Annotated in this window: 28 protein-coding genes; 16 read left to right on the plus strand and 12 right to left on the minus strand. The window is 67.9% G+C overall.

What is annotated here, in order from left to right; all coding sequences use genetic code 11:
- Nucleotides 1-35 precede the first annotated feature (35 nt).
- Nucleotides 36-1,892, plus strand: coding sequence for a dihydroxy-acid dehydratase (gene ilvD, locus JTJ31_RS00135; RefSeq protein ID WP_207536573.1), 1,857 nt, complete (start codon nt 36-38; stop codon nt 1,890-1,892).
- Between the two features lie 214 nt (nt 1,893-2,106).
- On the opposite strand, the gene JTJ31_RS00140 is transcribed toward ilvD, so the two are convergent.
- Complete coding sequence (locus tag JTJ31_RS00140; protein WP_236019746.1) at nt 2,107-2,826, minus strand: tRNA1(Val) (adenine(37)-N6)-methyltransferase; 720 nt, start codon at nt 2,824-2,826, stop codon at nt 2,107-2,109.
- Between the two features lie 4 nt (nt 2,827-2,830).
- A complete protein-coding gene (locus JTJ31_RS00145) occupies nt 2,831-3,028 on the minus strand; it encodes a putative signal transducing protein (protein ID WP_207536575.1) in 198 nt (65 codons plus the stop codon).
- Nucleotides 3,029-3,140: 112 nt separating this feature from the next.
- Between JTJ31_RS00145 and JTJ31_RS00150 the strand changes: the two genes are divergently transcribed.
- Together JTJ31_RS00150 and JTJ31_RS00155 are read left to right on the plus strand one after the other, a co-directional pair.
- A complete protein-coding gene (locus JTJ31_RS00150) occupies nt 3,141-4,136 on the plus strand; it encodes a polyprenyl synthetase family protein (protein WP_207537266.1) in 996 nt (331 codons plus the stop codon).
- 2 nt (nt 4,137-4,138) lie between these two features.
- On the plus strand, nt 4,139-4,813 hold the full coding sequence (locus tag JTJ31_RS00155; RefSeq protein WP_207536576.1) for a substrate-binding domain-containing protein: 675 nt from the start codon (nt 4,139-4,141) through the stop codon (nt 4,811-4,813).
- Between the two features lie 38 nt (nt 4,814-4,851).
- Here JTJ31_RS00155 and JTJ31_RS00160 read toward each other — a convergent pair whose 3' ends face one another.
- The 3 genes from JTJ31_RS00160 to JTJ31_RS00170 are packed head-to-tail and all read right to left on the minus strand — an operon-like array spanning nt 4,852 to nt 6,989.
- Nucleotides 4,852-5,244, minus strand: coding sequence for a TadE family protein (locus tag JTJ31_RS00160; protein ID WP_207536577.1), 393 nt, complete (start codon nt 5,242-5,244; stop codon nt 4,852-4,854).
- On the minus strand, nt 5,222-5,626 hold the full coding sequence (locus tag JTJ31_RS00165) for a TadE/TadG family type IV pilus assembly protein (protein WP_207536578.1): 405 nt from the start codon (nt 5,624-5,626) through the stop codon (nt 5,222-5,224). The genes JTJ31_RS00160 and JTJ31_RS00165 overlap by 23 nt, the downstream gene beginning before the upstream one ends.
- 4 nt (nt 5,627-5,630) lie before the next feature.
- Nucleotides 5,631-6,989 carry a pilus assembly protein TadG-related protein gene (locus JTJ31_RS00170; protein ID WP_207536579.1) on the minus strand — a complete coding sequence of 453 codons (1,359 nt, stop codon included), beginning with the start codon at nt 6,987-6,989 and terminating at the stop codon, nt 5,631-5,633.
- 88 nt (nt 6,990-7,077) lie between these two features.
- On the opposite strand from JTJ31_RS00170, the gene JTJ31_RS00175 reads away from it, so the two are divergent.
- From JTJ31_RS00175 to JTJ31_RS00220, 10 genes are all read left to right on the plus strand, one after another.
- Entirely contained in the window at nt 7,078-7,263 is a 186-nt protein-coding gene (locus JTJ31_RS00175; RefSeq protein ID WP_207536580.1) for a Flp family type IVb pilin, read from the plus strand.
- A 101-nt stretch (nt 7,264-7,364) separates the two neighbouring features.
- Nucleotides 7,365-7,841, plus strand: coding sequence for an A24 family peptidase (locus JTJ31_RS00180; protein ID WP_207536581.1), 477 nt, complete (start codon nt 7,365-7,367; stop codon nt 7,839-7,841).
- Between the two features lie 3 nt (nt 7,842-7,844).
- Nucleotides 7,845-8,699, plus strand: coding sequence for a Flp pilus assembly protein CpaB (gene cpaB, locus JTJ31_RS00185; RefSeq protein ID WP_207536582.1), 855 nt, complete (start codon nt 7,845-7,847; stop codon nt 8,697-8,699).
- Nucleotides 8,696-10,204: a type II and III secretion system protein family protein gene (locus JTJ31_RS00190; RefSeq protein WP_207536583.1), complete on the plus strand. Its 1,509-nt coding sequence runs from the start codon at nt 8,696-8,698 to the stop codon at nt 10,202-10,204. Before cpaB ends, JTJ31_RS00190 begins: the two co-directional genes overlap by 4 nt.
- 4 nt (nt 10,205-10,208) lie before the next feature.
- On the plus strand, nt 10,209-10,514 hold the full coding sequence (locus tag JTJ31_RS00195; RefSeq protein WP_207536584.1) for a hypothetical protein: 306 nt from the start codon (nt 10,209-10,211) through the stop codon (nt 10,512-10,514).
- Complete coding sequence (locus JTJ31_RS00200; protein ID WP_207536585.1) at nt 10,501-11,724, plus strand: AAA family ATPase; 1,224 nt, start codon at nt 10,501-10,503, stop codon at nt 11,722-11,724. The genes JTJ31_RS00195 and JTJ31_RS00200 overlap by 14 nt, the downstream gene beginning before the upstream one ends.
- Nucleotides 11,721-13,070: a CpaF family protein gene (locus JTJ31_RS00205; protein ID WP_207536586.1), complete on the plus strand. Its 1,350-nt coding sequence runs from the start codon at nt 11,721-11,723 to the stop codon at nt 13,068-13,070. Before JTJ31_RS00200 ends, JTJ31_RS00205 begins: the two co-directional genes overlap by 4 nt.
- 2 nt (nt 13,071-13,072) lie before the next feature.
- On the plus strand, nt 13,073-14,008 hold the full coding sequence (locus JTJ31_RS00210; protein WP_207536587.1) for a type II secretion system F family protein: 936 nt from the start codon (nt 13,073-13,075) through the stop codon (nt 14,006-14,008).
- Complete coding sequence (locus tag JTJ31_RS00215) at nt 14,008-14,949, plus strand: type II secretion system F family protein (RefSeq protein WP_207536588.1); 942 nt, start codon at nt 14,008-14,010, stop codon at nt 14,947-14,949. Before JTJ31_RS00210 ends, JTJ31_RS00215 begins: the two co-directional genes overlap by 1 nt.
- Nucleotides 14,946-15,629, plus strand: a complete 684-nt coding sequence (locus JTJ31_RS00220) for a tetratricopeptide repeat protein (protein WP_207536589.1) — start codon at nt 14,946-14,948, stop codon at nt 15,627-15,629. Before JTJ31_RS00215 ends, JTJ31_RS00220 begins: the two co-directional genes overlap by 4 nt.
- A gap of 51 nt (nt 15,630-15,680) precedes the next feature.
- Here JTJ31_RS00220 and JTJ31_RS00225 read toward each other — a convergent pair whose 3' ends face one another.
- Genes JTJ31_RS00225 through JTJ31_RS25140 form a run of 6 tightly spaced genes read right to left on the minus strand, consistent with a single transcriptional unit; the run spans nt 15,681 to nt 20,959 of the window.
- Nucleotides 15,681-16,499 carry an HpcH/HpaI aldolase/citrate lyase family protein gene (locus tag JTJ31_RS00225; protein ID WP_207536590.1) on the minus strand — a complete coding sequence of 273 codons (819 nt, stop codon included), beginning with the start codon at nt 16,497-16,499 and terminating at the stop codon, nt 15,681-15,683.
- On the minus strand, nt 16,496-17,380 hold the full coding sequence (locus JTJ31_RS00230; RefSeq protein WP_207536591.1) for a polysaccharide deacetylase family protein: 885 nt from the start codon (nt 17,378-17,380) through the stop codon (nt 16,496-16,498). Before JTJ31_RS00230 ends, JTJ31_RS00225 begins: the two co-directional genes overlap by 4 nt.
- On the minus strand, nt 17,377-18,264 hold the full coding sequence (locus JTJ31_RS00235) for a polysaccharide deacetylase family protein (protein WP_328805598.1): 888 nt from the start codon (nt 18,262-18,264) through the stop codon (nt 17,377-17,379). The genes JTJ31_RS00230 and JTJ31_RS00235 overlap by 4 nt, the downstream gene beginning before the upstream one ends.
- Before the next feature lies 1 nt (nt 18,265).
- The gene (locus JTJ31_RS00240) at nt 18,266-19,441 is read right to left on the minus strand and encodes an acetyl-CoA C-acetyltransferase (RefSeq protein ID WP_207536593.1); all 1,176 of its coding nucleotides are present in this window, start codon (nt 19,439-19,441) and stop codon (nt 18,266-18,268) included.
- A gap of 38 nt (nt 19,442-19,479) precedes the next feature.
- On the minus strand, nt 19,480-20,472 hold the full coding sequence (locus JTJ31_RS00245; RefSeq protein WP_328805599.1) for an alpha/beta fold hydrolase: 993 nt from the start codon (nt 20,470-20,472) through the stop codon (nt 19,480-19,482).
- A 16-nt stretch (nt 20,473-20,488) separates the two neighbouring features.
- Nucleotides 20,489-20,959, minus strand: a complete 471-nt coding sequence (locus JTJ31_RS25140; RefSeq protein WP_328805600.1) for a hypothetical protein — start codon at nt 20,957-20,959, stop codon at nt 20,489-20,491.
- Nucleotides 20,960-20,990: 31 nt separating this feature from the next.
- On the opposite strand from JTJ31_RS25140, the gene phaR reads away from it, so the two are divergent.
- Complete coding sequence (gene phaR, locus JTJ31_RS00250) at nt 20,991-21,536, plus strand: polyhydroxyalkanoate synthesis repressor PhaR (protein WP_207536595.1); 546 nt, start codon at nt 20,991-20,993, stop codon at nt 21,534-21,536.
- A gap of 389 nt (nt 21,537-21,925) precedes the next feature.
- Nucleotides 21,926-22,240 (plus strand): DUF3140 domain-containing protein, encoded by a 315-nt coding sequence (locus JTJ31_RS00255; RefSeq protein ID WP_268956976.1) that lies wholly within the window; start codon nt 21,926-21,928, stop codon nt 22,238-22,240.
- A 7-nt stretch (nt 22,241-22,247) separates the two neighbouring features.
- Here the strand turns inward: JTJ31_RS00255 and JTJ31_RS00260 are convergent, their stop codons facing one another.
- Nucleotides 22,248-23,417, minus strand: a complete 1,170-nt coding sequence (locus JTJ31_RS00260) for an MFS transporter (RefSeq protein ID WP_207536597.1) — start codon at nt 23,415-23,417, stop codon at nt 22,248-22,250.
- A 361-nt stretch (nt 23,418-23,778) separates the two neighbouring features.
- Here JTJ31_RS00260 and JTJ31_RS00265 point away from each other — a divergent pair, with 361 nt between their 5' ends.
- The gene (locus tag JTJ31_RS00265; RefSeq protein WP_207536598.1) at nt 23,779-24,933 is read left to right on the plus strand and encodes an efflux RND transporter periplasmic adaptor subunit; all 1,155 of its coding nucleotides are present in this window, start codon (nt 23,779-23,781) and stop codon (nt 24,931-24,933) included.
- Nucleotides 24,934-24,937 lie beyond the last annotated feature (4 nt).

Below are 24,937 nucleotides of genomic sequence, written 5' to 3' on the forward strand. Positions count from 1 at the left end.
CCGTCGTAAACCGGGCCGGAGAGAGGATCAGCCCCATGCCGCAATACCGTTCCCGCACCACCACCCATGGCCGCAACATGGCCGGCGCCCGCGGGCTGTGGCGCGCAACGGGAATGAAGGACGCGGATTTCGGCAAGCCGATCATCGCCGTCGCCAACAGCTTCACCCAGTTTGTGCCCGGCCATGTCCACTTGAAGGACCTCGGCCAGCTCGTCGCGCGGGAGATCGAGGCGGCAGGAGGCGTCGCCAAAGAGTTCAACACCATCGCCGTGGATGACGGCATCGCCATGGGCCATGACGGGATGCTCTACAGCCTCCCGTCGCGCGAGCTGATCGCCGACAGCGTCGAGTACATGGTGAATGCCCACTGCGCCGATGCGCTGGTCTGCATCTCCAACTGCGACAAGATCACGCCCGGCATGCTGATGGCCGCGATGCGCCTCAACATCCCGACCATCTTCGTTTCCGGCGGGCCGATGGAGGCGGGTAAGGTCGTGCATCGCGGCGTGAAGCGCAGCGTGGACCTGATCGACGCCATGATCGTCGCGGCCGACAGCAGCGTGACGGACGAGGAGGTGCAGGTCATCGAGCGTTCGGCCTGCCCAACCTGCGGGTCCTGCTCGGGCATGTTCACCGCCAACTCGATGAACTGCCTGACGGAAGCCCTGGGCCTCGCCCTGCCGGGCAACGGCACGGTGGTCGCCACCCATGCCGACCGCAAGCGCCTGTTCCTGGAGGCCGGTCGCCGCATCGTCGAGATCACCCGTCAGCATTACGAGACGGACGACTACTCCCTGCTGCCGCGCTCCATCGCCTCCATGGCAGCCTTCGAGAACGCGATGACCCTGGACATCGCCATGGGAGGGTCCACAAACACCGTCCTGCATCTTCTCGCTGCCGCGCAGGAAGGGGGCGTCCCCTTCACCATGGCTGACATCGACCGGCTTTCGCGCCGTGTCCCTGTGCTGTGCAAGGTCGCGCCCTCCGTCATCAACGTCCATGTGGAGGACGTGCACCGCGCCGGCGGCATCATGGGCATCCTGGGAGAGCTGGACCGTGCCGGTCTGCTCGATACCTCAGTCGGCCGCGTGGACGCACCCAGCCTGGCCGAAGCGCTGGCCCAGTGGGATGTTCAGCGCGCGCAGGACGCCAAGGTGCACCATTTCTTCCGCGCCGCGCCCGGCGGCATCCCGACCACCGAGGCCTTCTCGCAGGAAAGCCGTTGGGAAGCGCTGGACACGGATCGTGAGAAGGGTGTGATCCGCGGCATTGCCCATGCCTTCTCCGCCGATGGCGGGCTGGCGGTGCTCTTCGGCAACCTCGCGGAGGAGGGCTGCATCGTAAAAACGGCCGGGGTGGATGAAAGCATCCTCCGCTTCAGCGGGCCGGCCCGCGTCTTCGAAAGCCAGGACGCGGCAGTGGAGGGTATCCTAGGCGGCTCCGTTCAGGCCGGGGACGTGGTGCTGGTGCGCTACGAGGGACCGCGCGGCGGCCCCGGCATGCAGGAGATGCTGTACCCGACCAGCTATCTGAAGTCGAAGGGTCTCGGAAAGCTTTGCGCGCTGGTCACTGATGGTCGCTTCTCCGGCGGCTCCTCCGGGCTCTCCGTCGGCCACTGCTCGCCAGAGGCGGCGGAAGGTGGGCTGATCGGCCTCGTCGAGGATGGCGACACGATCGAACTCGACATCCCTGGCCGGCGCATCCACCTCGCTGTCGGCGATGAGGAGATCGCCCGCCGTCGCGCCGCGATGGAGGCCAAGGGAGACGCCGCTTGGCAACCCGCCGCCCCCCGGAAGCGTCAGGTTTCTACTGCACTCAAGGCCTATGGCGCGCTGGCGACAAGCGCTGCCCGCGGTGCGGTGCGTGACCTGTCCGGGCTGCGGCGGCGCTGAGCGTGGGGGGCTAGGCGGTTCCACCTTGCTCGGTGGGGCGTGACGTAAACAGAGATGTGCTCGTCTCAGTCCCGCCCGCGCCGGTGATCCGTCATCCGAAGTGGGCGCAGGTCAAAATTGGCTGTGCCTACTGGGACGGCATCGGCGGCGGGACGACGGCGCTATGTCTGAGGGCAAGGGGCAGGGTCTGAGCTTTCCGCCTCCGATCTCTCTGTCACCGAGCGAATTCGGGACCGACGGGGAGGGCGGCACCGTCGCGTAGCACTGCGTCCGCGGCGACGCTCCAGCTCGCCCCCTCGTGCAGCGCCAGGCCAGGCAGAACCACATCCGGCCCGCGCCCGCCCTTCACCGCGCGCAGCAGCACACGCTTTGCTGCCACGCCCGCGCGTGGCCAAAGCGGGCACAGCACCACCGCGCCAAACCCCGCTCCGCGCAGATGGCATGCTGCCTCGGCGAAGCGTGACGCCGGCAGGATGAGGCTCGCTGTGCCGCGTCGCCGAACCGCCCGGCCCAGCGCACTCACCCAGTCGGCAAGCACGGCCTGCTCATGCGAGGCCTGTCGGCGGGCGGCATCGGGGGAGGGTGTCCCGCCTGACCAAAAGGGGGGGTTGGCGAAGCCGTGAGCGACCTCGGGCAGGGCAGCCGCGCGCAGGTCCCCCGTAAGCACAGTCGCGGCGACGCCATTTGCTGCTGCATTGCGTGTCGCGAGTTCTGCCAAAGATGCATCGCGCTCCAGCGCCGTCACCGTGATTCCAGGCACCCGCGTGGCGAGGCACAGGAAGGCCGCGCCGCTGCCGCAGCCCAATTCCAACACTGCATCGCCTGCACGCGCAGGCACGAAGGCTGCCAGCAGAACCGGGTCCACCGCAGCACGGAAGCCATGTCGCGGTTGCGCCAGCCGCACGCGGCCGCTCAGCAGCGTGTCCTCGGTCAAGGAGCTATCCATCCGCGTCGTCCAGGATGCGCCGCGCCTGTGCCTCATCCTCGTCGCGCATGACGAGGCGCGCCGGCACGACGCCAAGGCCCAGCGACGCCGTCGCGGAATCGAGGATCACTGCCTCGATCCCCGCATCGGCCAGCACCGCGCGCAGGAACCCCATCCGCACGGGGTCCAGCCCCTCCGCTACCACGCGCATATGGCCAAACCCCTTGATTTTCCTTGCCTTGCAGCCAAATGGCCCCGCCGGTAGATTGGCGGCGCAGGCGAGTTCGGGCAAGGGAAGATCTGTGACGACGGCAGCGGATGCGATGGCAAGGGGCGAGGACGCGCTGGCGCGGCTCACCGCGTTGGTGCAGGCGGACCTCGAGGCCACGAACCGCGTAATCGTGGAACGCATGCACAGCCCCGTGGCGCTCATCCCGCAGCTTGCGGCGCATCTCGTCGCGGCGGGTGGCAAGCGGCTGCGTCCCTTGCTCACCCTCGCTGCCGCGCGACTTTGCGGATACGCCGCGGGCGGGCCGCGCCACGTCGCGCTCGCCGCCTGCGTCGAATTCATCCACACCGCGACGCTGCTGCATGATGACGTGGTGGACGAAAGTGCGCTTCGACGTGGCCAGGCGAGCGCCAATGCGCTCTTCGGCAACAAGGCCTCCGTATTGGTGGGTGACTTCCTGTTCGCTCGTGCCTTCCAGCTGATGGTCGAGGATGGTTCGCTGGAAGTGCTGCGCATCCTCTCTGCAGCTTCTGCCACCATCGCGGAAGGCGAGGTGCTGCAGCTCGTTACGCAGAACGACCTTTCCACCACCGAGGCTCAGTATCTTGAGGTGATTGAGGGCAAGACCGCTGCGCTCTTCGCCGCTGCCACCCGGGTTGGCGCCGTCGTGACCGACCGGCCCCCGCGCGAGGCCGAGGCGCTCGACGCCTATGGCCGCAACCTCGGCATCGCCTTCCAACTGGTGGACGATGCGCTCGATTACGCAGCCGCGCAGGAAGCCTTGGGCAAAACGGTCGGCGATGATTTCCGCGAGGGAAAGATCACACTGCCCGTGCTGGTCGCTTTCCATCGCGGCGGCGAGGTGGACCGGGAATTTTGGCACCGCGTGATGGAGGAGCGGGCGCAGGAGGAGCAGGACCTGGCCCGCGCCCAGGACCTGATCACGCGGCATGACGGCATCGGCGAGACTATCCGGCGCGCCGAGCGCTACGGTGCGGCCGCCCTAGACGCGCTGGAAACCTTTCCGCCAAGCGAGTTTCGCCAAGCCCTGGCCGACGTGGTCGAGTTCTGCGTCAGCCGTGCTCGCTGAGGATGCGCATCCTCTCGACCCTCGGTGTTGCCGTCCTGCTGCGTCGCTTGATGCCCGTGCTGGAACAGGAGGGATTGCATGCCAGCTTCAGCTTCGATCCCACGGCCCGCATCCTGCAGCGCATCGGGGAAGGGGAGCGTGCCGACGTCGCTATCCTCACCGATGCGGGCATCAAGGAACTGACCGCGAAGGGTATCCTCGTCGCCGGCACGAGGCGCGACCTCGTCCATTCCTTTGTCGGCCTCGCTGTCCGCAAGGGCGAGGCGCACCCGCGGATCGGCACGGTGGAGGAACTGCGCGCGACGCTGCTTGCCGCCCCATCCATTGCCTGGTCGCGCGCAGGTGCCAGCGGCATCTTCTTCTCCTTGTTGGTGGAGCGCCTCGGCCTCGCCGAGGCGCTTGCGCCCAAGGCAACGATCATCCCTGCCGGATTCACGGCCGAACTCGCCGCGCGGGGCGAGGTGGCGATTGCCATCCAGCAGGTGAGCGAACTCCTTGCCGTCGACGGGATCGAGGTCGTGGGCAAGCTGCCTGAGGGCGCCAATACCTGCGCCGTCTTCTCCGCAGCGCTTTTCACGGATGCGGCGCCCGGTGCCGCCGCCCTGCTGGATCGCATCGCCAGCGCCATGACGCCGGAGGCCGTGCGCAAGGCTGGTCTGGAGCCGCCTTCCAGCTAAAGCTGCGTCAGCACACAAGCTCTGTAGCCTTGCACCCCTTAGAACCGGAGTTCGGTTACTTCCCGAAGTGAACGATTGCGCGAGCCAAAATACGGCATCGCGAAGCGGAAATCCGTTGAGCCAGTCACAACCAACTGGCTCATGCCACTCACCGTTCCGCGCGTGATGCAAAGATCCAGCGTGTCCCTTAGGCCTGGGCGGCTACTGGCCAGCTTGGTGGGATTGCAGCCAGTGAGGGTATCATCGACCATTGCCTTGCGCGACGCTTCCGCCACCGCATTACGCAGGGACTGGGTGGTGAACCAGAACCGCGCAAGATCCATGGCGCCCACCATCATCATGATGAAGATGGGACCGCAGAAAGCGAACTCGAGCGCGGTCACGCCACGCCGGCCCAGACGGCGCCGCTTATTGAAGGCGAAGAACGACATTTGCGCTCACTTCGGAGAGGTTCCTGAGCAGCAGAGGCGTGAAGGACCGCGTGAGGGTGATGGACACATAGGTCTGCCGGCCGGTTAAACAGACCGTGTCACAATTCACGGGGCCGACGACTCCCGGGCATTCGCAGACGGGAGCCGGAACCGTCACCGTGACGCCGCTCCATCCTCCCAGTAGCCGGTTGACCGCCGCCTGGATGCCGGTGCTGTCCGCGGGATGGGTCAAAGCATAGGCGGCGCCAGCCTGCGCCGCCGCCGTAAGCCGCTGCTTCTGCTGCAGCGCGCTTCCAAGGTCCATGACGCCCATCAGCACAAGGGCCAGGATCGGCGCAACGAACGCAAATTCGATAGCGGCAACGCCCTTTCGGCAACGCATTATCCTACTCCGTCAACCGGATGGCCTGGACACGGGGCACCACCGTGTTGCGCGCGGCGCAGCCTGCGACGCTCGCATTGCCGCCAAAATTCACCGTGTCCGCGACGAGAGAGACGCAGCTCGTGTTCGAGAGGCTCATGTTTCCCAAGAACTCAAGCGTCGAAGTCGGGAAGTACAAGGCGCCGCCGATCTGGCTGTCGGAGGTGCCATTGACCCGCACCGTGTGGCCGAGGGGTGCGCGCGCGTCACGATACATCAGGATGCCGTTCCAAGCCGGGTCCGCAGACTGGGCGGGGGCCTGGAGACTGATCTTCACGTTGCCGTTCAGGTCGGGCCCGCCGATCGTGCCCGGGGTCCCAGTAAAGACGAGCGTAACACCGGCATCCCCAGTGCAGGTCGGACAGACGATGGCGCCATTCTGTCCCGTGAGGGAGGCATTCGAGAAGTAATAGGTGCCTGGCGTCAGAGTCACGGTATTGTTGCCGTTCAGCCTCACATCAGAACAATAGGCTTTCCCCGTCGTTTCGTAGGGTTCGAGGATCGTTGGCTTCGCGTCAGGATAGATGCAGGTGCTGGGACCGAAGGTCGGCAGGACCTTGTCGTTCAGCGAGGCGTAGGGGTCCGGAAGGTTCGGCTGGTACTCGGAATACGCACGGGTGAGGGTCAGGCGGCTATTGTTGGCGCAGCCGCTACAGCTGCCGCCCATGACCATCGAGAACACGTTCACCGTGGCCGCGCCCTGAAGGGTGATGGCACCTGACGCACGTGAGTTCGAAGCCAGAACGCAGCCAGACCCCGCCGTGGTGGAGCTACCGCTGAGCGTCATACTTCCCCGGAGGCTCAGCACGCAGCTTTCCGTCGCCGGCTGAACGACCGCGACTGCGCGCGCCCTGACATCCACGTCGGAAGGGGAGAAGATCCGAGAAAGCCCAGGCGTCATCCGCCGCTGCAACACCACCTCGACGGCTCCGGTTTTCCCGGCGCTTGGACCCGAAGTCGGTGGGACGTTCACCGCAATGGTGGTGCGCGTGTTGGCGACGAAGCCATTGCGGCCCGCGACGTTCAGGCTGGCGGCGGAGGCCGAACCGCCGGCGATGATGGCTGCCGCGCCGCCAATCGCCGCCGCATCGGCTGCGTTCTGGGCCGCGCGCCGCGTCACGTAGAAGAGCCCGCCATCGGTCGCGAGGGCGGTCAGTCCGACGAGGCCGGCGGAGCCGACGGCAAATGCTATCAGCACGGATCCCCGCCGGTCCGCCAGCCGAAGGCGGGGCGAAATACGTATCATCCCGAACATATCAACCCTTGCGTGCAGGTTGGAGCGACGCCTATAGACTATAAAGGCCCAAGTAAGAAACTCAACCAAAGAGTGTATTCCTTGGCAAACAAGTCGCTTTTTGGGCGAGCAAAAGCGACTTTTTTCGTCCTCGGCTCGCAACAGAAGGAATTTGTTCATGGTGCAAGCCGCGACCGCGCTTTTCGCGAAGCTTCAGTCCGACCGCCGTGGCGTGACGGCTCTTGAGTACGGCATCATCGCTGCCGCCGTGGTCCTGGCCGTTATCGCTGGCATCGCGGGACTGAAGGGCGAGCTGCAGGGTATCTACACGGCCATTACGGCTGGCGTCACCGCCGCAAACTAACCCTGTGCTGTCGGCTGCGCCTCGCGCCACCACTTTAGCGCGAGGTCGCAGATTTGCCGCATCCTTGGCTTGTAGGTTAGGATTTCCCAGGGCGAAGCCACATGACCTATACAGCCGGATTAATCGCGTTCCTCATCCTAACGATCGCAGCTTGGCGGGACATCGCAACGCGGACCATCCCGGACGCTACTAGCCTTTTCATCGCTGGGATCGGCGTCGGTGCACGTGGTGCGCTGGGTTTTGAGGCGCTGGCAGTTTCATTGATGAGTGCCGCTCTTCTCTTTCTCGTCCTGCTTTTTCTTTTCTCCCGCGGTCTCCTCGGCGGCGGGGATGTGAAGCTAGCCTCGGCCCTCGCTGCCGGTTTCACGCCAGCTGCTACCTGGGACTTCGTCGTCGCCACCACGATGGCGGGCGGCATCCTAGGCATCCTCCATCTCGTCCTCCGCCGCTGGGGGCCGGTTCGGTTCCCCGGCCGCGTGGGTGCGGTGGAGGCTTGGCGCATCCGACGTGGTGCGCCGCTTCCCTACGGCGTCGCCATCGCTGTGGGGGGAACCCTCGTCCTATTTGGACAGACCTGACCCATGCCCTTCCGCCTCCTTGCCGTCCTTCTGCTCCTCCTGACTGCGGGCGGGCTCGGTTACGTTGCGCTCCTCGCCGTTCGACCAAGCGCACCGGTCATCGTGGCCGAGGCCGCGCCCGCTCCGCCCCCGCCACCGGCCCGGCTCCGGCTGCTAGCTGCTGCACGGCCCCTTCAGGCTGGCACCTTGCTGAAGGACGAGGACTTCACCATCCGCGAGTTCCCAATCGAGGGGGCGCCGGAAGGCTCGCTGGTTGCCTCAGACGACGTGAAAATCGAACTGCGTGGCGCGATGTTGCGCCGCTGGCTGGAGCCGAATGGGACTCTCACTCGCGCGGATGTCCTGCATCCGCGCGATCGTGGCTTCCTGGCCGCCGTGCTGCGGCCTGGCGCTCGTGCCATGGCCGTGGGGGTGGACGCGGTCACCGGGGCGGCCGGCCTGATCTGGCCCGGCGACCAGGTGGATGTGCTGTTGACCCAGGAGCTTGAAGGTGGCGGCGTCACCGCCGCGCGTCGCTATGTTGGCGAGACGGTGCTGAACGGCGCACGCGTCATCGCTGTGGACCAGCAATTTACGCAGGGTGCCGGCCCGACCGATTCAGGTCCGCGCAACGTGGCACGCACGGTCACCCTTGAGGTGTCCGCCGAGCAGGCGGAGCGCCTCGCCGTCGCCCAGCGCCTGGGGCGTCTTTCCCTCACGGTGCGCGCCATCGAACAGTCAAGCGATAAGCCCTCGCTTGTCTCGACCGCTCCCGTTCCGACCTTTGGCGGCGATGTGTCCCGCGCCCTGCTGCCGGGAGACGGGGTGCGAATGCGCCTGATCCAAGGTGGCGACCAGACAGAGGTAAGTTTTCGATGATGCGCCTTGCCTTTTTCGCGGGCTTTCTGGGCATTGCCGGCTCAGCCCTCGCGCAGGTGCCGGCTCCTGCAATGCAGGCCACGCCTCTGACCCCAGCGACCTCCGTCGCACCGGCTGTGCCGGTCCCGCTCCGCCTCGAGGCGGGCACGGGGCGCATGCTGACCCTGCCGGCTCCGGCGGCGACGGTCCTCGCCGCGGATCCGCGCGTCGCGCGCGTGCAGGCAGCCTCGCCGACCAGCCTGTTCCTGATGGCAGTCGGCAACGGCCGCACGACGCTCATCGCGACGGACAGCAACGGTGCACCAGTCGCGCAATACGACATCACCGTCTTCGGTGGGCGTTCCGAGGGCGCGGCGTCCCTGCCAATGGGCGCGGCGATGGGAGCGCAGCCCTCCAGCGCACCGCCGCCGCCCCCCAGCGCCGCGGCGGTGGAGGCGACGTTGCGGCAGGCTGTCGGCCCGAATTTGCGTGTCCTCTCCAATACGGGCGGTCTAATCCTCACCGGAACCGTTGCGACGGCAGCAGAGGCTCAGCGCGCCCTCGCCATCGCACGCGGCTTCGCTGGGGAAGGACGCTCCGTCCTCAACCAGCTCGAAGTGCTGCAGTCGGTGCAGGTGAATCTGCGGGTCCGCGTCGCCGAGATTTCTCGGCAGGTCACGCGGGACCTGGGCTTCAACTGGCAGGCCATCGGCCGCGTGGGCGAGTTCGTCATCGGCCTCCGGACCGGTCCCTCGGCTGCGCAGGTGCTTTCGGCGATCACTGGTGCGGCAGGCGCTGCCGGCTCCGCGGCCGCGCCTGCCCGGTTTGGTGTCGGCATCCAATCCCGTCGCCTCGACATCAACGGCGTCATCGACGCCCTGGCCGCCGATCAACTCATCACCATCCTCGCGGAGCCAAATCTCACCGCCCAGTCGGGCGAGACGGCCAGCTTCCTCGCGGGCGGCGAGTTCCCGGTTCCGGTGGCAGCGAACCTGACCGGTCAGGTCACGGTGGATTTCAAGCAATTCGGCGTTTCGCTCGCCTTCGTGCCGACTGTGCTAGCGCCGGACCGGCTGAACCTGCGCGTCCGGCCCGAGGTGAGCGAGCTTTCGGAAAATGGCGCGATCAATCTGCCCATCGCCGGCGGCACACTGCGGATTCCGGCGCTGACGGTCCGCCGCGCCGAAACGACGGTGGAACTCGGCAGTGGCCAGAGCTTCGCGATCGCGGGGCTGCTCCAGCGGAGCAGCGGCCAGGTCGGCCAGGGGATCGCGGGCCTCAGCGAGGTACCGGTCCTTGGCGCCTTGTTCCGGTCCACCCGCTTCCAACAGGCGGAGACGGAGCTCGTGATCATCATCACGCCGTATCTGGTTCGTCCTGCCGCGAGCCAGCAGACCCTCGTGGCGCCCACCGATGGTTTCCGCCCGGCCACCGACCTCGACCGCATCCTGCGGCACAGGCAGATCGCCGCTGGCCGCACGCCAACGCCGCTGCCCGCCCTGGATGCGGGCTTCATCCTGGATTGACCCGATGCGCGCCGCACCGCTCCTCCTCCTGCTCGCTGCCTGCGCTCCTTTGACGCAAGATCCGTTTGATCGTCCCGGCACCTGGCGTGCCACGGGCGCGAATGACGCCAATCTCCGCGCCATGGTGGCCGAGCCGCGCGACCTGCGGCAGGGGAGGGCGGCACTCACAACACGGGGACAGGCCGCGACGCCGGGCGTGGACCGGTTACTGGCGGGGCAGGTTCCGGAGCTCCCCAACCCTCGCTCGTCCAACCCGGCCCCCGCGATCACCATCGCCCCCGCTGCCGGAGGCGGAAATGTCGCACGTTGACGCGACGCTTCCCCTTGCTGTCGAGGGGGACCGGCTAGCCCTCGCGGCCTGGATCGCGGATGAGGCGAGTGAAGATGCGGTCCGCGCCGGGTTGCCTGACATTGCCGCCGGCTCAGCGATCCGACGTGGAAACATCCGCGCCGCGATCAAGGCCCTGGCCCAGCAGCCGACGCCCCGCCTCCTCCTTGTGGACATCGAGGGTGACGCCTCGCCACTCCAGGCACTGGACGCGCTTTCCGCCGTCTGCGCACCCGATGTGCGGGTGATCGTGCTGGGCGACCGATCCGATATCGGCTTCTACCGCCAACTCACACGCGAGCTTGGAGTGGATGAGTATCTTCCGAAGCCCCTGACGCGAGACACGATCTCCGGAGTGCTGAGGCGCCGCATGTCCGAAGCTCCCGAAGGCGAGGGCGCGGCTGGTGCGCGGGGCGGCCGGCTCGTCGCGGTGATGGGCGTTCGCGGCGGCGCGGGCGGCACGACAATTGCCGCGAACCTCGCGATGCAGATTGCCAGCGACACGCGCGGCCATGTCTGCCTTCTGGACATGAACCTGCGTGGGGGCAATGCGGCCCTGCTGCTCGGCGTGCAGCCAAGTGGCGCGCTGAGGACCGCTCTCGAGCAGCCCGAACGCGCCGATGCGCTCTTCATTGACCGGGTCGCGGTGCCGGTGACGGAGCGCCTGAGGGTCATCGCGTCGGAGGAGCCGCTGGGGAGCCAGCCGGCACCCACGGAGGAAGGGGTCAGGCACCTGCTCGACCTCCTGCTGCAACGCTTCAACGTCGTTGTGGCGGATGTTGCCCTGCCGCCCAGTGCGGCGGAGCGCACGCTTCTTTCGCGCGCGCGGCAGCGCGTGCTGGTCATGACGCCCGAGGTGACTCAGATCCGCGACATGATGGCGGCCCGCACCTTCCTTTCCGAACTGCCGGGAGACGGCTCGACCATCTCGGTGCTCAATCGCGCCAATGCACGCTGGGGGCTCGAGACGAAGCTCTTGGAGCAGGGGCTCGGCGGCAAGCCGGATATCCGCCTGCCCGACCTTCCCGTGGAACTGGCGAAGGCTGCCAATATTGGTCGCGCGGCAGTGCTTGATTATCCGGCATGGCGCAAGGCCCTTGCGCCGCTCGTGCAGGAGGCGACCGGCCACCGCCTGGTCGACGCCCAAGCCAGCGGGCTGGGCCAGATCTTCAAGGGGCTGTTCCGGCGATGAGGAATTTCGGGCGCCGCGTCGACCCACTCGTGCTTCCGGTTTCGCCGGGCGCTGCGGGGAATGACGATCCCGCGCCTGAACTCAATACGGGCGACGACCTGCCCGAAGAACTGCGCACGCGCGTAATGCAGCAGGTCGATCCCGTCGCTGCCGCGAAGCTCGACATGGCACAGCTGCGGCGGGAGTTCGAGGCGCTCGTCCATTCCATCGCCCAGCAGGACCGGATCGAGGTCACCGCGCGTCAGCAGCAGCGCCTTGCGGAAGACATCGCCTGGGAGATGGCCGGATACGGGCCACTCGAGCCGCTCCTGAAGGACGAGACGATCAGCGACATCATGGTGAACGGCCCGGATCGGGTCTTCATCGAGGTGCGTGGCAAGACTCAGCTCTCCAAGGTCCGCTTCCGCTCTTCGCAGCAGGTGGCGAATATCGCGCAGAAGATGGCGGCGGCCGTGGGACGCCGTGTCGATGAGTCAAGCCCGCTCCTGGATTGCCGCCTCGCCGATGGCAGCCGTGTCAACGTGGTCTTCCCGCCGCTCGCCCTGGACGGGCCGTGCCTGTCCATCCGGAAATTCTCGAAGAAGAAGCTCGACTTCAACGCGATGGTCGAGAATGGGAGCCTTTCTGCACCCGTTGGGCGCGTGCTGGAAATCGCGGCTCGCTGCCGCTTGAACATCGTGATCTCGGGCGGCACGGGTTCGGGCAAGACGACGATGCTCAACGCCATGAGCCGCCTGATCGACCATGACGAGCGCATCGTCACCATCGAGGACGCGGCCGAACTTCAGCTTCAGCAGCCCCATGTCGTGCGGCTGGAAACCCGCCCGATGAACCTAGAAGGCAAGGGCGAGATCACGCAGCGCGACCTGCTGAAAAACGCGCTGCGAATGCGTCCCGACCGCATCATCGTCGGCGAGGTGCGTGGCGCCGAGGCCTTCGACATGCTGCAGGCCATGAACACGGGCCATGACGGAAGCATCTGCACGGTCCATGCCAACACCACGCGCGACGCCGCCATCCGCATCGAGAACATGGTGCAGATGGGCAGCATGTCGCTGCCGGTGCGCGCCATCCGCACTCAGATCGCCAGCGCGGTGGACCTTATCGTCCAGATCGAACGCATGCGCGACGGCTCCCGTCGCGTCACCCAGGTCTCCGAAGTCTGCGGCCTGGAGGGCGAGGTCATCACGATGAACGAGGTCTTCACCTTCGTGTATGATGGCGAAGACGCCACCGGCAGGATCCGCGGGCATTATGAGACGCCGCGTGTGCGCCCCTCCTTCATCGAGAAGCTGCGCTATTTCGGCCTTGATGAAGTCTGGATGCGGGCAATCCAGGAAGCCTGAGCATGGCTGTCGCACTCATCCTCCTCGTCGCCTTCTGCCTCGTCCTCTGGGCCCTGTGGCTCATGCGCGATGGCACGGCCCGGCGGGTGCGCGACCGCGTACGGGAGGTTGGCGGCGCAGGGACAACCCCTGTCGTGGCCGCGATGCGCGGGTCCAGCATTCGGATTTCCGAAGCGGGGGAGGGAGGACGCGCCGCGCGCTTCTTCCGCTACCGTCCGGAACTGCCTTCGCGCTTGCCTGTCGTCGTCGTCGCGGCACTCGGCGGAGCTGTCGCGCTCTTCGCCTACTGGAGGGTGTCGGGATGGTTCGGAATGCCGGTTGGCTTGGCCGGTGGCGCCGTCGGTGGCATCCTCGCGACGCGAACCCTCTTCTCCTGGCAGGCGCAGGCCTATCTCCGCCCGCTCTTTGAGCAATTGCCCGATGCGCTTGGCTTCGTGGTCCGGTCGGTCAAGGCTGGCCTGCCGGTCGCTGAGGCGCTTCGCGGCCTTGCACGCGAAATGCCTGAGCCGACACGCAGCGAGTTCGGCCGCGTCGTGGGCGAGATCTCCATCGGAAGGCCCGTGGAACTGGCGCTCTGGCGCCTCTATAAGCGCACCGGCTTGACCGAGTATGCCTTCTTCGCCGTGACGCTCGGCCTCCAGGCGCAGACCGGCGGCAGCTTGGCCGAAACGCTCGAGAACCTCGCGGAGATCGTCCGCAAGCGCGTGGCGATGCGCTCCCGTGCACGCGCCCTTGCCGCGGAGGGGCGCATGTCCGCAGCGATCCTCGTGGCGATGCCTTTCGTCGCGGGGCTCGGGCTGATGCTTCTCTCGCCCGGATACATGGATGTGTTCTTTCAGACAGAGACGGGTCAGCAGCTCCTCATCACCGGGGCCACGCTGCTCGGCCTCGGCCTCCTCACCATTCGCTGGCTGATCCAGCGCGCGACGACCGACTGATGACCCCTTTCGCCCTCGCTGCCCTCGCCGGGCTTGGTTCGCTGCTCCTGGTCAGCATCGCCTCCTTCCTGCTGAATCGGGAGGCCGCGCGCCGTGATTTGAGCCGGCGCATCCGCAGCATATCGAGCATGGAGGAGGAGGGGCCTGATGCGGGCCGCGCACCCATCCTCGGCGGTGTCATCGGCCTCCTTCGTCAGATCGGCGAGGCTCTCCGCCGCCGATCGATCTTCTCGCCGCCCGAGGTGTCGCAGCTCGAGCAGGCGGTCGCCGCTTCGGGCCTGCCGATCGGGCAGGCGGTGCCGATCTTCATTGGCACGAAGGTGGTGCTCCTCGTGCTGACTCCGCTTGCTGGCTTGGTCATTGCGATCCTGCGAGGCTCGGAGACGCAGGGAATACTGCTCTCGGTGGCCCTCGGGCTCGTCCTCGGGATCATGCTTCCTGGCTGGATCCTGAAGATGGTGCGCAAGCCATACGTCAAGGCGCTGCAGCGCGGACTGCCCGACTCGCTCGACCTCCTCGTGGTCTGCGCCGAGGCCGGGCTTGGCCTCGACAGCGCGGTCGAGCGCGTGGCGCTGGAGATGCGTGCCTCGAACCAAGCTGTCGCGCGCGAATTCAGCGTGCTCGGGCAGGAACTCCGGGTGTTGCCCGACCGGCGAGAGGCACTGGACCGGCTGGGTGAGCGCACGGGGCTCGAGGGGTTCCGCCGCGTCTCCGCGACCTTATCACAGACCTTTCGCTACGGAACGCCGCTTGCGCAGGCACTGCGCGTCCTGGCCGCAGAAATGCGCCAGGAGCGGATGATCAGCCTGGAAGAGCGCGCGGCGCGGCTCCCGGCGCTGCTCGTCTTGCCGCTCATCATTTTCATCATGCCTTGTCTCTTCATCGTGCTGATCGGCCCTTCGGCTATTCAACTCGGCTCCCATTTCGGAGGTTCCCCATGATGCAGCTTCCCTCCCTTTTCGGGGTTCTCCTCCTTGCTGGATGTGCGTCGCTCGGCCTTTCGAACGAGGAGCCGGACCAGGGGACCGCAGCGCGACTTCGCGTGGCCGAGGTGGCGGAGCGTTCGGGCCAGTCGGACATGGCGCTGTCACTCTATGGTGCGGCCGTTGCCGCAAGCCCTGGCGCGATTGAGCCTGTCCGCCGGCAGGCGGCGGCCCTGGCGCGGACGGGCAGGCTTGCTGAGGCAGAGCGCGCGCTGAACGGCGCAATGGCGCGCCATCCCAACTCGCCCATGCTGCTCGGTGAGATGGCGCGGTTGCGCCTGCGCGCGGGCCGCTCGCAGGAGGCGTTGGTGCTGCTCGAGCGCGCCCTTGCCGCCACGCCACGTGACGCGCGGCTGGTTGGCGCGCGCGCCGTCGCCCTGGACCTACTGGGTCGGTCGGATGAAGCCGCGGCGCAGCACGCCCTCGCTGCGTCGCTGGCGCCGCACGATGCGACCATCGCGAATAACCGCGCTGTTTCGCTTCTCCTGGCCGGCCAAGCACGGCCGGCCGTTGAGATCCTTTCTCCCTTCGCGGGGAGGGACGACCTGCCCGAGCGTGTTCAGGCCAATCTTTCCCTCGCGCGCCGCATGGAAGAGCGGCCGGGCACGGACCTCGCCGGCGCCATGGCCGGTGAGTGACGCGGGGCCAAAGGGCGAAGATTTCTGGCCTGAAGGGAAGGCGACCCGGTCTCAGGCGCGACGCAGCAGGGCCTTGGCGCGCTCCACGATCGGACGGTCGATCATCTGACCTTCGAAGGTCACCGCGCCGCGGCCCTCGGCCAAGGCGGCATCGAAGGCCAGGACCATGCGCCGGGCGCGATCCAGTTCCTCCGCGCACGGGCCATACTCCTCGTTGATGACCGCGACTTGCGAGGGGTGAACGCAGGTGGCGCAGGCGAAGCCCAGGGCGCGGGACCGGCGCAGCATGGCGCGGTAGCCCTCCGGGTCCGAAAGACCGGCCACCGTTCCGATGAAGCCCAGCGGAAGGATGCCCGCCCCCCGCGCCGCGATGAGGCCCAAGCGCTTCGGCAGGTCCAGCGCGTCCGGCGTGGCCTCGGCGCCTAGGTCGGTGGCCAGATCCTCCCCGCCGATGCCGAGCGCCACGAGGGCGGGATGGGCGCGGGCAATGGCGTCGAGGTGGGGCAGGGCCTTCGCCTCCTCCACCAAAGCGATTAGTTTCATGCCCGGGTTCGCCAACTCGGCGAGGAGTTGGACGTGCTCGGGCCCCATCACCTTCGTCAGCACCAGCCCATCTGCTCCGGCCGCCACGGCAGCCTCGATATCGGCCACGGCCATGGCGAGCGGCCGGTTGACCCGCACCAGAACGTCTCCTCCGGGTGGGCGAGCGCACGGCACGGCGCTCGCCAATGTGGACCGCGCTTCTTCCTTGCGGTCAGGCGCGATGCTGTCCTCGCAGTCGAGGATCACTGCATCCGCTCCGCGCTCCGCCGCCTTGGCGACGAAGCGCTCCTCCACCACGGGCACGTAGAGCAAAGAACGCCAGGTCACGTTGCGGGGTGTTCCTTCATCCAATGGGCGGCGATGTCGGCGCGGCGGCAGATCCAGATGCCTTCCTGCGCCTTCGCCCAATCGAGCAGCTTCGCAAGCCCGCTTGCCCGCCCAGCATGGCCGATGATGCGGTTGTGCAACCCTACAGAAAGGATGCGCCCGCCGGGTTCTGTCAGCATTAGCTCGCAGGCGTGGCGGATATAGGCGAAGAACTCCTCGCCCGTGGTGAGCGCCGCGCGCTGGAAGCGCACGTCGTTGTGCGTGAGCGTGTAGGGAATGACGAGGTGAGGCTTCCCCTTCACCGTGCGCCAATAGGGCAATTCATCATCATAGGCATCGCAATCGTATAGGTAGCCGGCCTCGGCCAGGAAGCGCCGCGTGTTCTCGGATGCGGCGTAGCGCGTGTACCACCCTTTCGGCCGTGCGCCGGTCAGGCGCTCGATGATCGCGGTAGCCTCGGCGATACGTGCGCGCTCCTTCGCCTCCTCCATCCCGGCGTGCATTTCCCAGCGTAGCCCGTGGCCGCAAATATCCCAGCCTGCCTCGACCATCGCCGCGGCGGCATCAGGCGTGCGTTCCAGGGCACGCGCCACGGCGAAGACGGTGCAGGGCAGGGCCCGGTCGGTCAACAGGCGGTGGATGCGCCAGAACCCGACACGCGAGCCAAACTGGAACATGCTTTCCGCCGCCAAGTCGCGGCCCTTCACCGGGGCGGTGCTGCCCTCGGTGAGCGCCGTCTCCGATCGCGGGTCACCATCGGGGAGACTCTCCTCGCCACCCTCCTCATGGTTCAGGACGAAATTCAGTGCGATGCGCGCGCCGTTGGGCCAGTGCGGGTCGGGTGGCGTTCTTCCGTAGCCAGTGAAGTCCCGGTCGGTCATGGCACCAATCCATCGGGCAGCGTCGCCACGTAATCCGCAAGTTCACCCGGCCGTGCGGCCCACAGCCTGTCACGTTGCTCCAGGATGCGGCGCATCGCCTCGCGGAAGGGGCGCAGCCGGTGCGGCTGGCCGAGAATGAACGGGTGCAGGACGATGGAACAGACCAGCGGGCGCTTCTCGCTCTGATCCAGGAGTTCGAGGAACTGGTCCTCCACCATCTCCGCGAATTCACGTCCCGAGTGGTGGCGGGCGATCAGAGCCGGACTGTCGTTGATCTCGACGGAGTAGGGTACGGAAAGCAGCCGCCCGGCGCGCGTTTCCATCCAGAAGGGCTGGTCGTCCGCTGGCCAGTCCATCACGTAGGTGAACCCCGCCTCGCGCAGCAGGTCAGGCGTGTGAGCGGATTGCGCGATATACGGTCCAAGCCAGCCGCGCGGCGCGACGCCGGCGTGTTGCGCGAGGATGTCGCGGCTTTCCTCAATGAGGCGCCGCTCATCCTCCTCCCACAGCCCGTCCTGGCGCTCGCTGTTGGTGCGGCCATGGCCGATGAACTCGTCGCCGCGTGCGCGCAGGGCGGGGGCGATCTCCGGACAGGCCTGCAACGCCGCGCTGTTGACGTTGTGCGCGGCGGGGATGCCCAGCTCGTCCAGCAGGTCGAGCAGGTTCCACAGGCCAACCCGATTGCCGTAGTCGCGCCAAGCATAAGGACGCTGGTTCTGCACCGCGTTCAGCCCGGTGGAATCCGACCCCAGTCCGGCACGGAAGGCGAAGTGCTCGATGTTGTTGACGACGAGCAGGGCCAGCCGCTTCCCGCCCGGCCAGTCATAGACTGGCCGGGTCGGGATGGCGGAAGGGGAATACCGGCGGTGGGCCGGCAGCCTCACTTCACGGACGCTCGAGGCACATGGCGACGCCCATGCCGCCGCCGATGCAGAGCGTGGCGAGGCCCTTTTTGACACCGCGCCGCTGCATCTCATAAAGGAGCGTCGTCAGCACGCGGGCGCCCGAGGCGCCGATCGGATGGCCGAGCGCGATGGCGCCGCCATTCACGTTTACCTTGCCCGTATCCCAGCCAAGGTCCTTGTTCACCGCGCAGGCCTGCGCGGCGAAGGCCTCGTTCGCCTCGATCAGGTCGAGGTCGCCGATGCTCCACCCCGCCTTCTCCAGTGCGCGGCGGCTGGCCGGGATCGGCCCCGTGCCCATGATGGCCGGGTCCACGCCCGCCGTCGCCCAGGACACGATGCGCGCCATCGGCGTGATGCCGCGGCGCTTCGCTTCCTCCGCGCTCATCACCACGGCGGCGGCGGCGCCGTCATTGATGCCGGAGGCGTTGCCGGCCGTCACCGTGCCCTCCTTGCTGAAGGCCGGGCGCAGCTTGGCCAGGATCTCCATGCTCGTTTCGGGCTTCGGATACTCGTCCGTATCGACCACGACGTCGCCCTTTCGGCCCTTCACCGTGACGGGGGCGATCTCGTCCTTGAAGCGGCCGGCCTTCATGGCCTCGCCGGCCTTGCGCTGGCTGGCCTGGGCGAACTCGTCCTGCTCCTGCCGGGTCAGCTGGTACTTCTGCGCCACGTTCTCGGCGGTGTTGCCCATGTGGTAGCCGTGGAAGGCGTCCCACAGCCCGTCCTTCAGCATGGTGTCCACCAGTTCCAGCCCGCCCATCTTCTGGCCGGAGCGGAGATTGGCGGCGTGCGGCGCCTGGGACATGCTTTCCTGCCCGCCGGCGACCACCACGGTGGCGTCGCCCGTGGCGATCTGCTGCGCCGCCAGGGCCACGGCACGGAGGCCGGAGCCGCAAAGCTGGTTGATACCGAAGGCGGTCCGCTCCGCGGGGATCCCCGCCGCCATGGCGGCCTGGCGCGCCGGGTTCTGCCCGGCCGCAGCCGTGAGGATCTGCCCCATGATCACCTCGTCCACCTCACCGGGGGCGACGCCCGCGCGGCTCAGCGCGGCCTCGATGGCGATCTTGCCCAGCGTGTGGGCTGGGACATTGGCGAAGGCCCCACTGAACGCCCCGACCGGGGTGCGGGCGATGGAGGCGATGACGATCTCTTGCATGGGCTGGCTTCCCTTTTCGACCGTATCCTTGCGCGGCGTCAGGCGTCGCGCAACCATTCCAGCAGTGGCCGCCACAAGGCGCGCTCGGCCCCTTCACCCGCCACCATGCCAATATGGCCAGCCGCCGCATCCAGCACATGGGGCGCCGGAAGCGCCGCCGCCAGGGCACGGGCTGAGGTCGGGAGCACGATGCGGTCGCGCGAAGGGATGGCGACAAAAGCGGGGCCGCGCCATTCCTCCGGCCGCACCTTCCAGCCCGCGACGCGCCATTCCCCGCGTCCCGGCAGGTTCGCGCCATACCAATCCGCCAAGCACTCGCGTGCCACGGGGGCGGCGAGGGGTATGCCGTCATTCAGCCAATCCTCCAGCACCACGAAGCGCCGGGCCCGCGCGCCCGCCATGTCCAGCCGTCCGAAGGCCCGGTACTTGCGCGCCAGGCCGAAGGGGTCGAGCAGGGCAAAGAGGGACTGGATCGTATCCACGGGCAGCGCGCCCATTGGCGACATCATCGCCTCCAGCCCCGGAAGGAGGCGCGCAAGGCCGGGCGCCTCGGGATCGGCGTGGAAATTCCATGGCGTGGCCAGCAGGGCGAGGCCCGACACGCGTTCTGGCCGCCGCAGCGCCGCGGCCAGGGCGAGCAGACCGCCCATGCAGTAGCCCAGCAGCACCATCTCCCCCGGGACAGCGGCCATCGCCCGCTCCAGCCGCCCGGCGATGAGGTCGGTGAGGGTCATGCTCCGCTCCTCCGCCTCCGGCCAGCCCCAGTCGAGCAGGAGGGGCCGCAGCCCCTGGGCGGCCAGGAAGCGCACCAGAGACGCGCCTTCGTCCAGGTCCAGCACCTGCGCGCGGTTCACCAGGGAGGGAACGAACAGGATGGGCCGCCCACCCTCGGGCCGGTAATCCAGGAGCCGCGACGCGCCCTCCCGCCAAAGAACAGGCGGATCCTCCAGGGTGCGCCGGTGCGGGTGGCGGCGATACAGCGCGATGCCGCGTATCAGGGCGGCATCCTCGCGCATGAGGCGGCGCAGCACGGCGCTGCGAAAGGTCTCAGCCCCGACGCCGTTTTCCGCCAGTCGGGCCGCGATCCGTGCCGCTTCCGCCTGTGCCGTTTTCGATCTCGGAAAGCCGCCGTTCCAGCTCGGCAATACGCTGGCGGAGGGCGGCGGGGCCATCGCCGCCATCCCCCGCGCCGCGCCCAGCATCAGGTGGAGGGGCAGGGGGCGCGGGCCGCGGCGCGGGATGGGGAGAGTGCTCACGGGCCCAGCGCACCAGCGCCGCCGCACCCGCAGCCTGGGCGCGCCAGAAGGCGGCCAGCAGCGCCATCCCCGCCGACCAGGCCTCGGCAGCTTCTCGGTCGCGCGCGGCAGACGCCACCTCGGATTCCCAAAGCGCGATCCAATCCGCGGCCAGCCGCTCGAGTTCCTCGGGGTCGTTCATCCGGTTCCAGGACCAAGGGCATTGATGGCCTCTATAACCGAAGGGCTTCCCGTCGCCCATGCCGATGGTGCTACGCTGCACAGCAACGAATCCACAGGGGGCTGGGAATACGATGGCAGAAGCCGCACTGAAGACCACGCAATCGACGCCGCCGGTGGTGATCAAGAAATACGCCAATCGCAGGCTCTACAACACCGAGAGCTCCTCCTACGTGACGCTGGAGGATTTGGCGAAGATGGTTCGCGACGGGCGGGAGTTCGTCGTCTACGACGCCAAGTCCGGCGAGGACATCACGCGGTCCGTTCTTACCCAGATCATCGTGGAGGAGGAGGCGAAGGGCGGGCAGCTTCTGCCGGAAAGCTTCCTTCGGTCGCTGATCGGCTTCTATGGCGGCTCCATGCAGCAGATCGTCCCCCGCTACCTAGAGGCGACGATGCAAGGCTTCGCCCGCCAGCACGAGGAGATGCGCCGCAACATGGCGAGTGCGCTGAAACCCTTCACCTTCGAGGAGATGGGTCGGCAGAACCTCGCGATGATGGAGCGGGCCATGAGTCTGTTCAGCCCCTTCCCGCGCCCCAATGAACTGGAGCAACTCCGCGCGGAAAATGAGCGCCTGAAGGCCGAGATTGCCGCGCTGAAGGAGCGCAAGCCGGGCTGAAGCCCGCCTTTAGGCGGGTGTTGCGCCGCCATGCCCGCGACCGCCGAGAAGACCGACCCTGCCCTCTGGAAGCGCATCATCGCGCGTCAAACGCGGCGCGAAGGGTGGTGGAGCCGGCGAATGGTCGGCCCGGAAAGCCCAGCTTGCCACCGCTGAATAAAAGAAGGCTGGCGGCGGCTATGCCGGCCGTAAGAGCAAGGACAACCACCTCAGCCCGTGGACGAAGGAAGAGTCGGGCACCGAGTCGGGCCGCCGCTCAGAGGATACGGGCGAACGATACCTGCCCCAAAATGCGCGGGGGTGTTGTCGGAGAAGGAGTACGCCGCCATCGCGCGCAAGACGGCCCGGCGCGAAGGGCACCTCCTGTCCGGAAGGCCTCTCCCGACGCAATGGTGCAGGAGTTCCGCGAGGCCGTGAGCATGGGCCGCTCGACCCTGGAGCGCTGGCCCACGACCAAGCGGTCGATGGAGGTCGGGCAGAAGCGCAACGGTGGCGAGTCAGTGGTCCATGCCTCCAGGCGCCGGGTCGCCACGATCCTCGCGAAGGGGCGCTCGGCCGAGTACACGAAGGAGGAGCGGGCGCATATGCGGAAGGTCGTGAGATATGTGTGCCGCCACCTCGCCCAGCGCCCGAAGGGCGACATGCGCGATACGGATTGGCGCGCCTCGCTTCGCAATCGGGGCCACGATCCGCCGAAGGGTTGACGCTTTCCTAGATCGGGACAGGCGCGGCGCGCACCGCCCTGGCGAGGGCGACGCAGCCGCCCAGCCCCACAAGCGCGATCAGCGCTGGGAGGCCCCAGCCCGGCAGGGCCTCCAGCGCGCCTCCCGCCAAGGGCGCCCCGAGAGCGCCGCCCAGCAGATAGGCCGTGTTGAGTCCCGCCATGCCGAGCGCCCGCGCCGGCCCGGCGAAGCGCTGCACCGCGCGCACCATGCCGAGTGTATAGATTGCCCCGGCCGCGCCGCCCCATGCGGCCAGCACCGGCCAGACCGGCAGAGCTGGCGCCAGGACCGGCCAAAGCAGCGAGGCCAATGCCACCACCAGCCCGCAGAGCAGCAGCGCCCGATCCGTTCCCCAACGATCCGCCATCATGCCCAGGGGAAACTGTGCCAGCACATTGCCGAAGCCCGAGGCGACGACGATCGCCGCTGCCGCGCCTGCGGCCATGCCCAGAGCAAGACCCTGCACGGGGAACACGGCGCCGGCCGCTGCCTCCAGCGCGCCGCAAAGGGCCGCGGCACCAGCGGGTGCCGCCATCACGAAGGCCACGGGCCGAAGCCGCGTCAGGGACAGGCGCATCCGTGTTGGCACCGTCCCAGCCGGGTCACGCAGCGCCGCGCCTAACACCAGCCCCAGCAGCAGGATTCCGGCCGAGGCCCAGAAGGCCTGCGGCACCACCCCTGTTAGCAGCAGGATGGCCGGACCGCCGCCGATCGCAGCGGAAACGAAGGTCTGATACAGGCCCAACGACGCGCCCTCGCGCCCCTCCGGCGCCATGGCGGCGGCGATCGCGTCCGCAGTCGTCCAGGCGAGGCACGACCCGACCCCCAGCATTCCTCCGAAGACGAACCAGAGCGGCAGAGACGGGTCCGCCCCCAGCCCGGCCAGAGCCAACGACGCCAGCCCTGCCGCGATGCGATGCAGGGCAAAGGCCCCACCCAGCCGCGCCGCCAGCCAGGGTGTCATCGGCGCCGCCAGGAGCGCCGCACCCCACACCACGGAGGCGTAGAGGCCGATCACCGCTGCCTCGACGCCACGCTGCGCCAGCAACACGGAGGCGAGGGGCGTCGCCATCCAGACCCCGGCAAAGGCGCAAGTCGCCGCGCCCACGAACAGGGCGAAGGAGGCCGTGTGCGGCTTCGCATGAGTGGCGATAGACATGGGACTCCCAGGGGCGTGACCCCAGCTGGGTCATGAGGCGGAATGTGACTGCCGGTACTGGGCAAGTCAAAGCGGCGCGCCTCGTCCCGCATGGCAGCATTGCGGAGCCACCCGCGACAGGGGAGCCGGGGATCCCTCTTAAAGGTGAAAGGCCGCGGATTCATGTCGTTCGCGGCATCCCACATATGGATCAGCGCGATGCGCAGACGCCCGTTGGGTGCCCTTCCCTAAACTTCAAGCCTCTTGCGCGCTGCACCATGCGTGGTCTTCATTCATCCTGACCGGCTTCCACGCGTTCCCAGCCTGCGGGCGGGTGCGCCATTGCCCCTCCTCCGGTTCGCATGAAGGCATCCCCCCGGTGATGAAGAAGATCGCCCTGTTTCTCGCGCTCGCAGCCTTTCCCGCCCAGGCGCAGATGGGTGCAGGTGGCCCGCCGCCCGCTGTCGGCTTCGTCGAGGCACGGCGGCAGGCCGTCACCGAGAGCAACGAGTTCATCGGCCGGATCGAGGCGATCAACCGGGTGGATATCCGCGCCCGCGTCACCGGCTTCCTGGAGCAGCGCCTTTTCACCGAAGGCAGCGAGGTGCCGGAGGGCGCGCCCCTGTTCCGCATCGAGCGTGCACCCTTCGAGGCGCAGCTGGACCAGGCCCGCGCCAATGTCGCCTCCGCCGAGGCCCAGTTGAACAATGCCCGCGTCGCCCTGGCCCGCGCGCGTGAGCTGCGCTCAACCGGGGCGGGCACCCAGGCTGCGCTGGACAATGCCCAGGCACAGGAGCGAACCAGCGCCGCGGCGGTGCTCGGCGCCCAGGCGCAGCTTCGCTCGGCCGAGATCAACCTCGCCTACACGGAGATCACCGCTCCGGTCGCCGGGGCCATCGGCCGTGCCTTCTATACGCCGGGCAACGTGGTCGGCCCGGCCCTGACCGATCCGCTGGCGACCATCGTGAGCCAGGATCCGATGCGTGTCGCCTTTACGATACCGCAGCGAACCGCGATCGAACTCCGCGAGCGCTACCAGGATCGCGGTGGCGCTCAGGCGACGCGGGTGCGGGTGCGGCTCGTCACCGGGGCGCTATATTCCGAGGTGGGTCAGATCGATTTCATCGACACCAGCCTCGGCCGCGATACGGACAGCATCCTGGTCCGCGCCAACATCCCGAATCCGGTCCGCCCAGGCATGCGCGCCGGCGAACCCGGGGCGCGCGCCCTGATCGACGGCCAGCTCGTCACCGTTGTGCTGGAGGCGGCGGAGCCGGTGCAGGCCATCGTGGTCCCGCGCAATGCCATCGCGCAGGACCAGCAGGGCTTCTTCGTCTTCGTGGTCGGCGAGAATAACATCGCCCAGCGCCGCAATGTCCGCCTCGGCCGCTCCACCCCCGAGACGGCGGTGCTTGAAGAGGGCGTCAACGAGGGCGACCGCGTCATCACCGAGGGCATCCAGCGCATCCGTCCCGGCGCGCCGGTGAATCCGCAACCGGCCGGACCTGCCCCCGGCCGGCCGCAGCGCGCGGGCTGAGGAA

Source organism: Sabulicella rubraurantiaca, from assembly GCF_017355885.1.
GTDB lineage: Bacteria > Pseudomonadota > Alphaproteobacteria > Acetobacterales > Acetobacteraceae > Roseococcus > Roseococcus rubraurantiacus.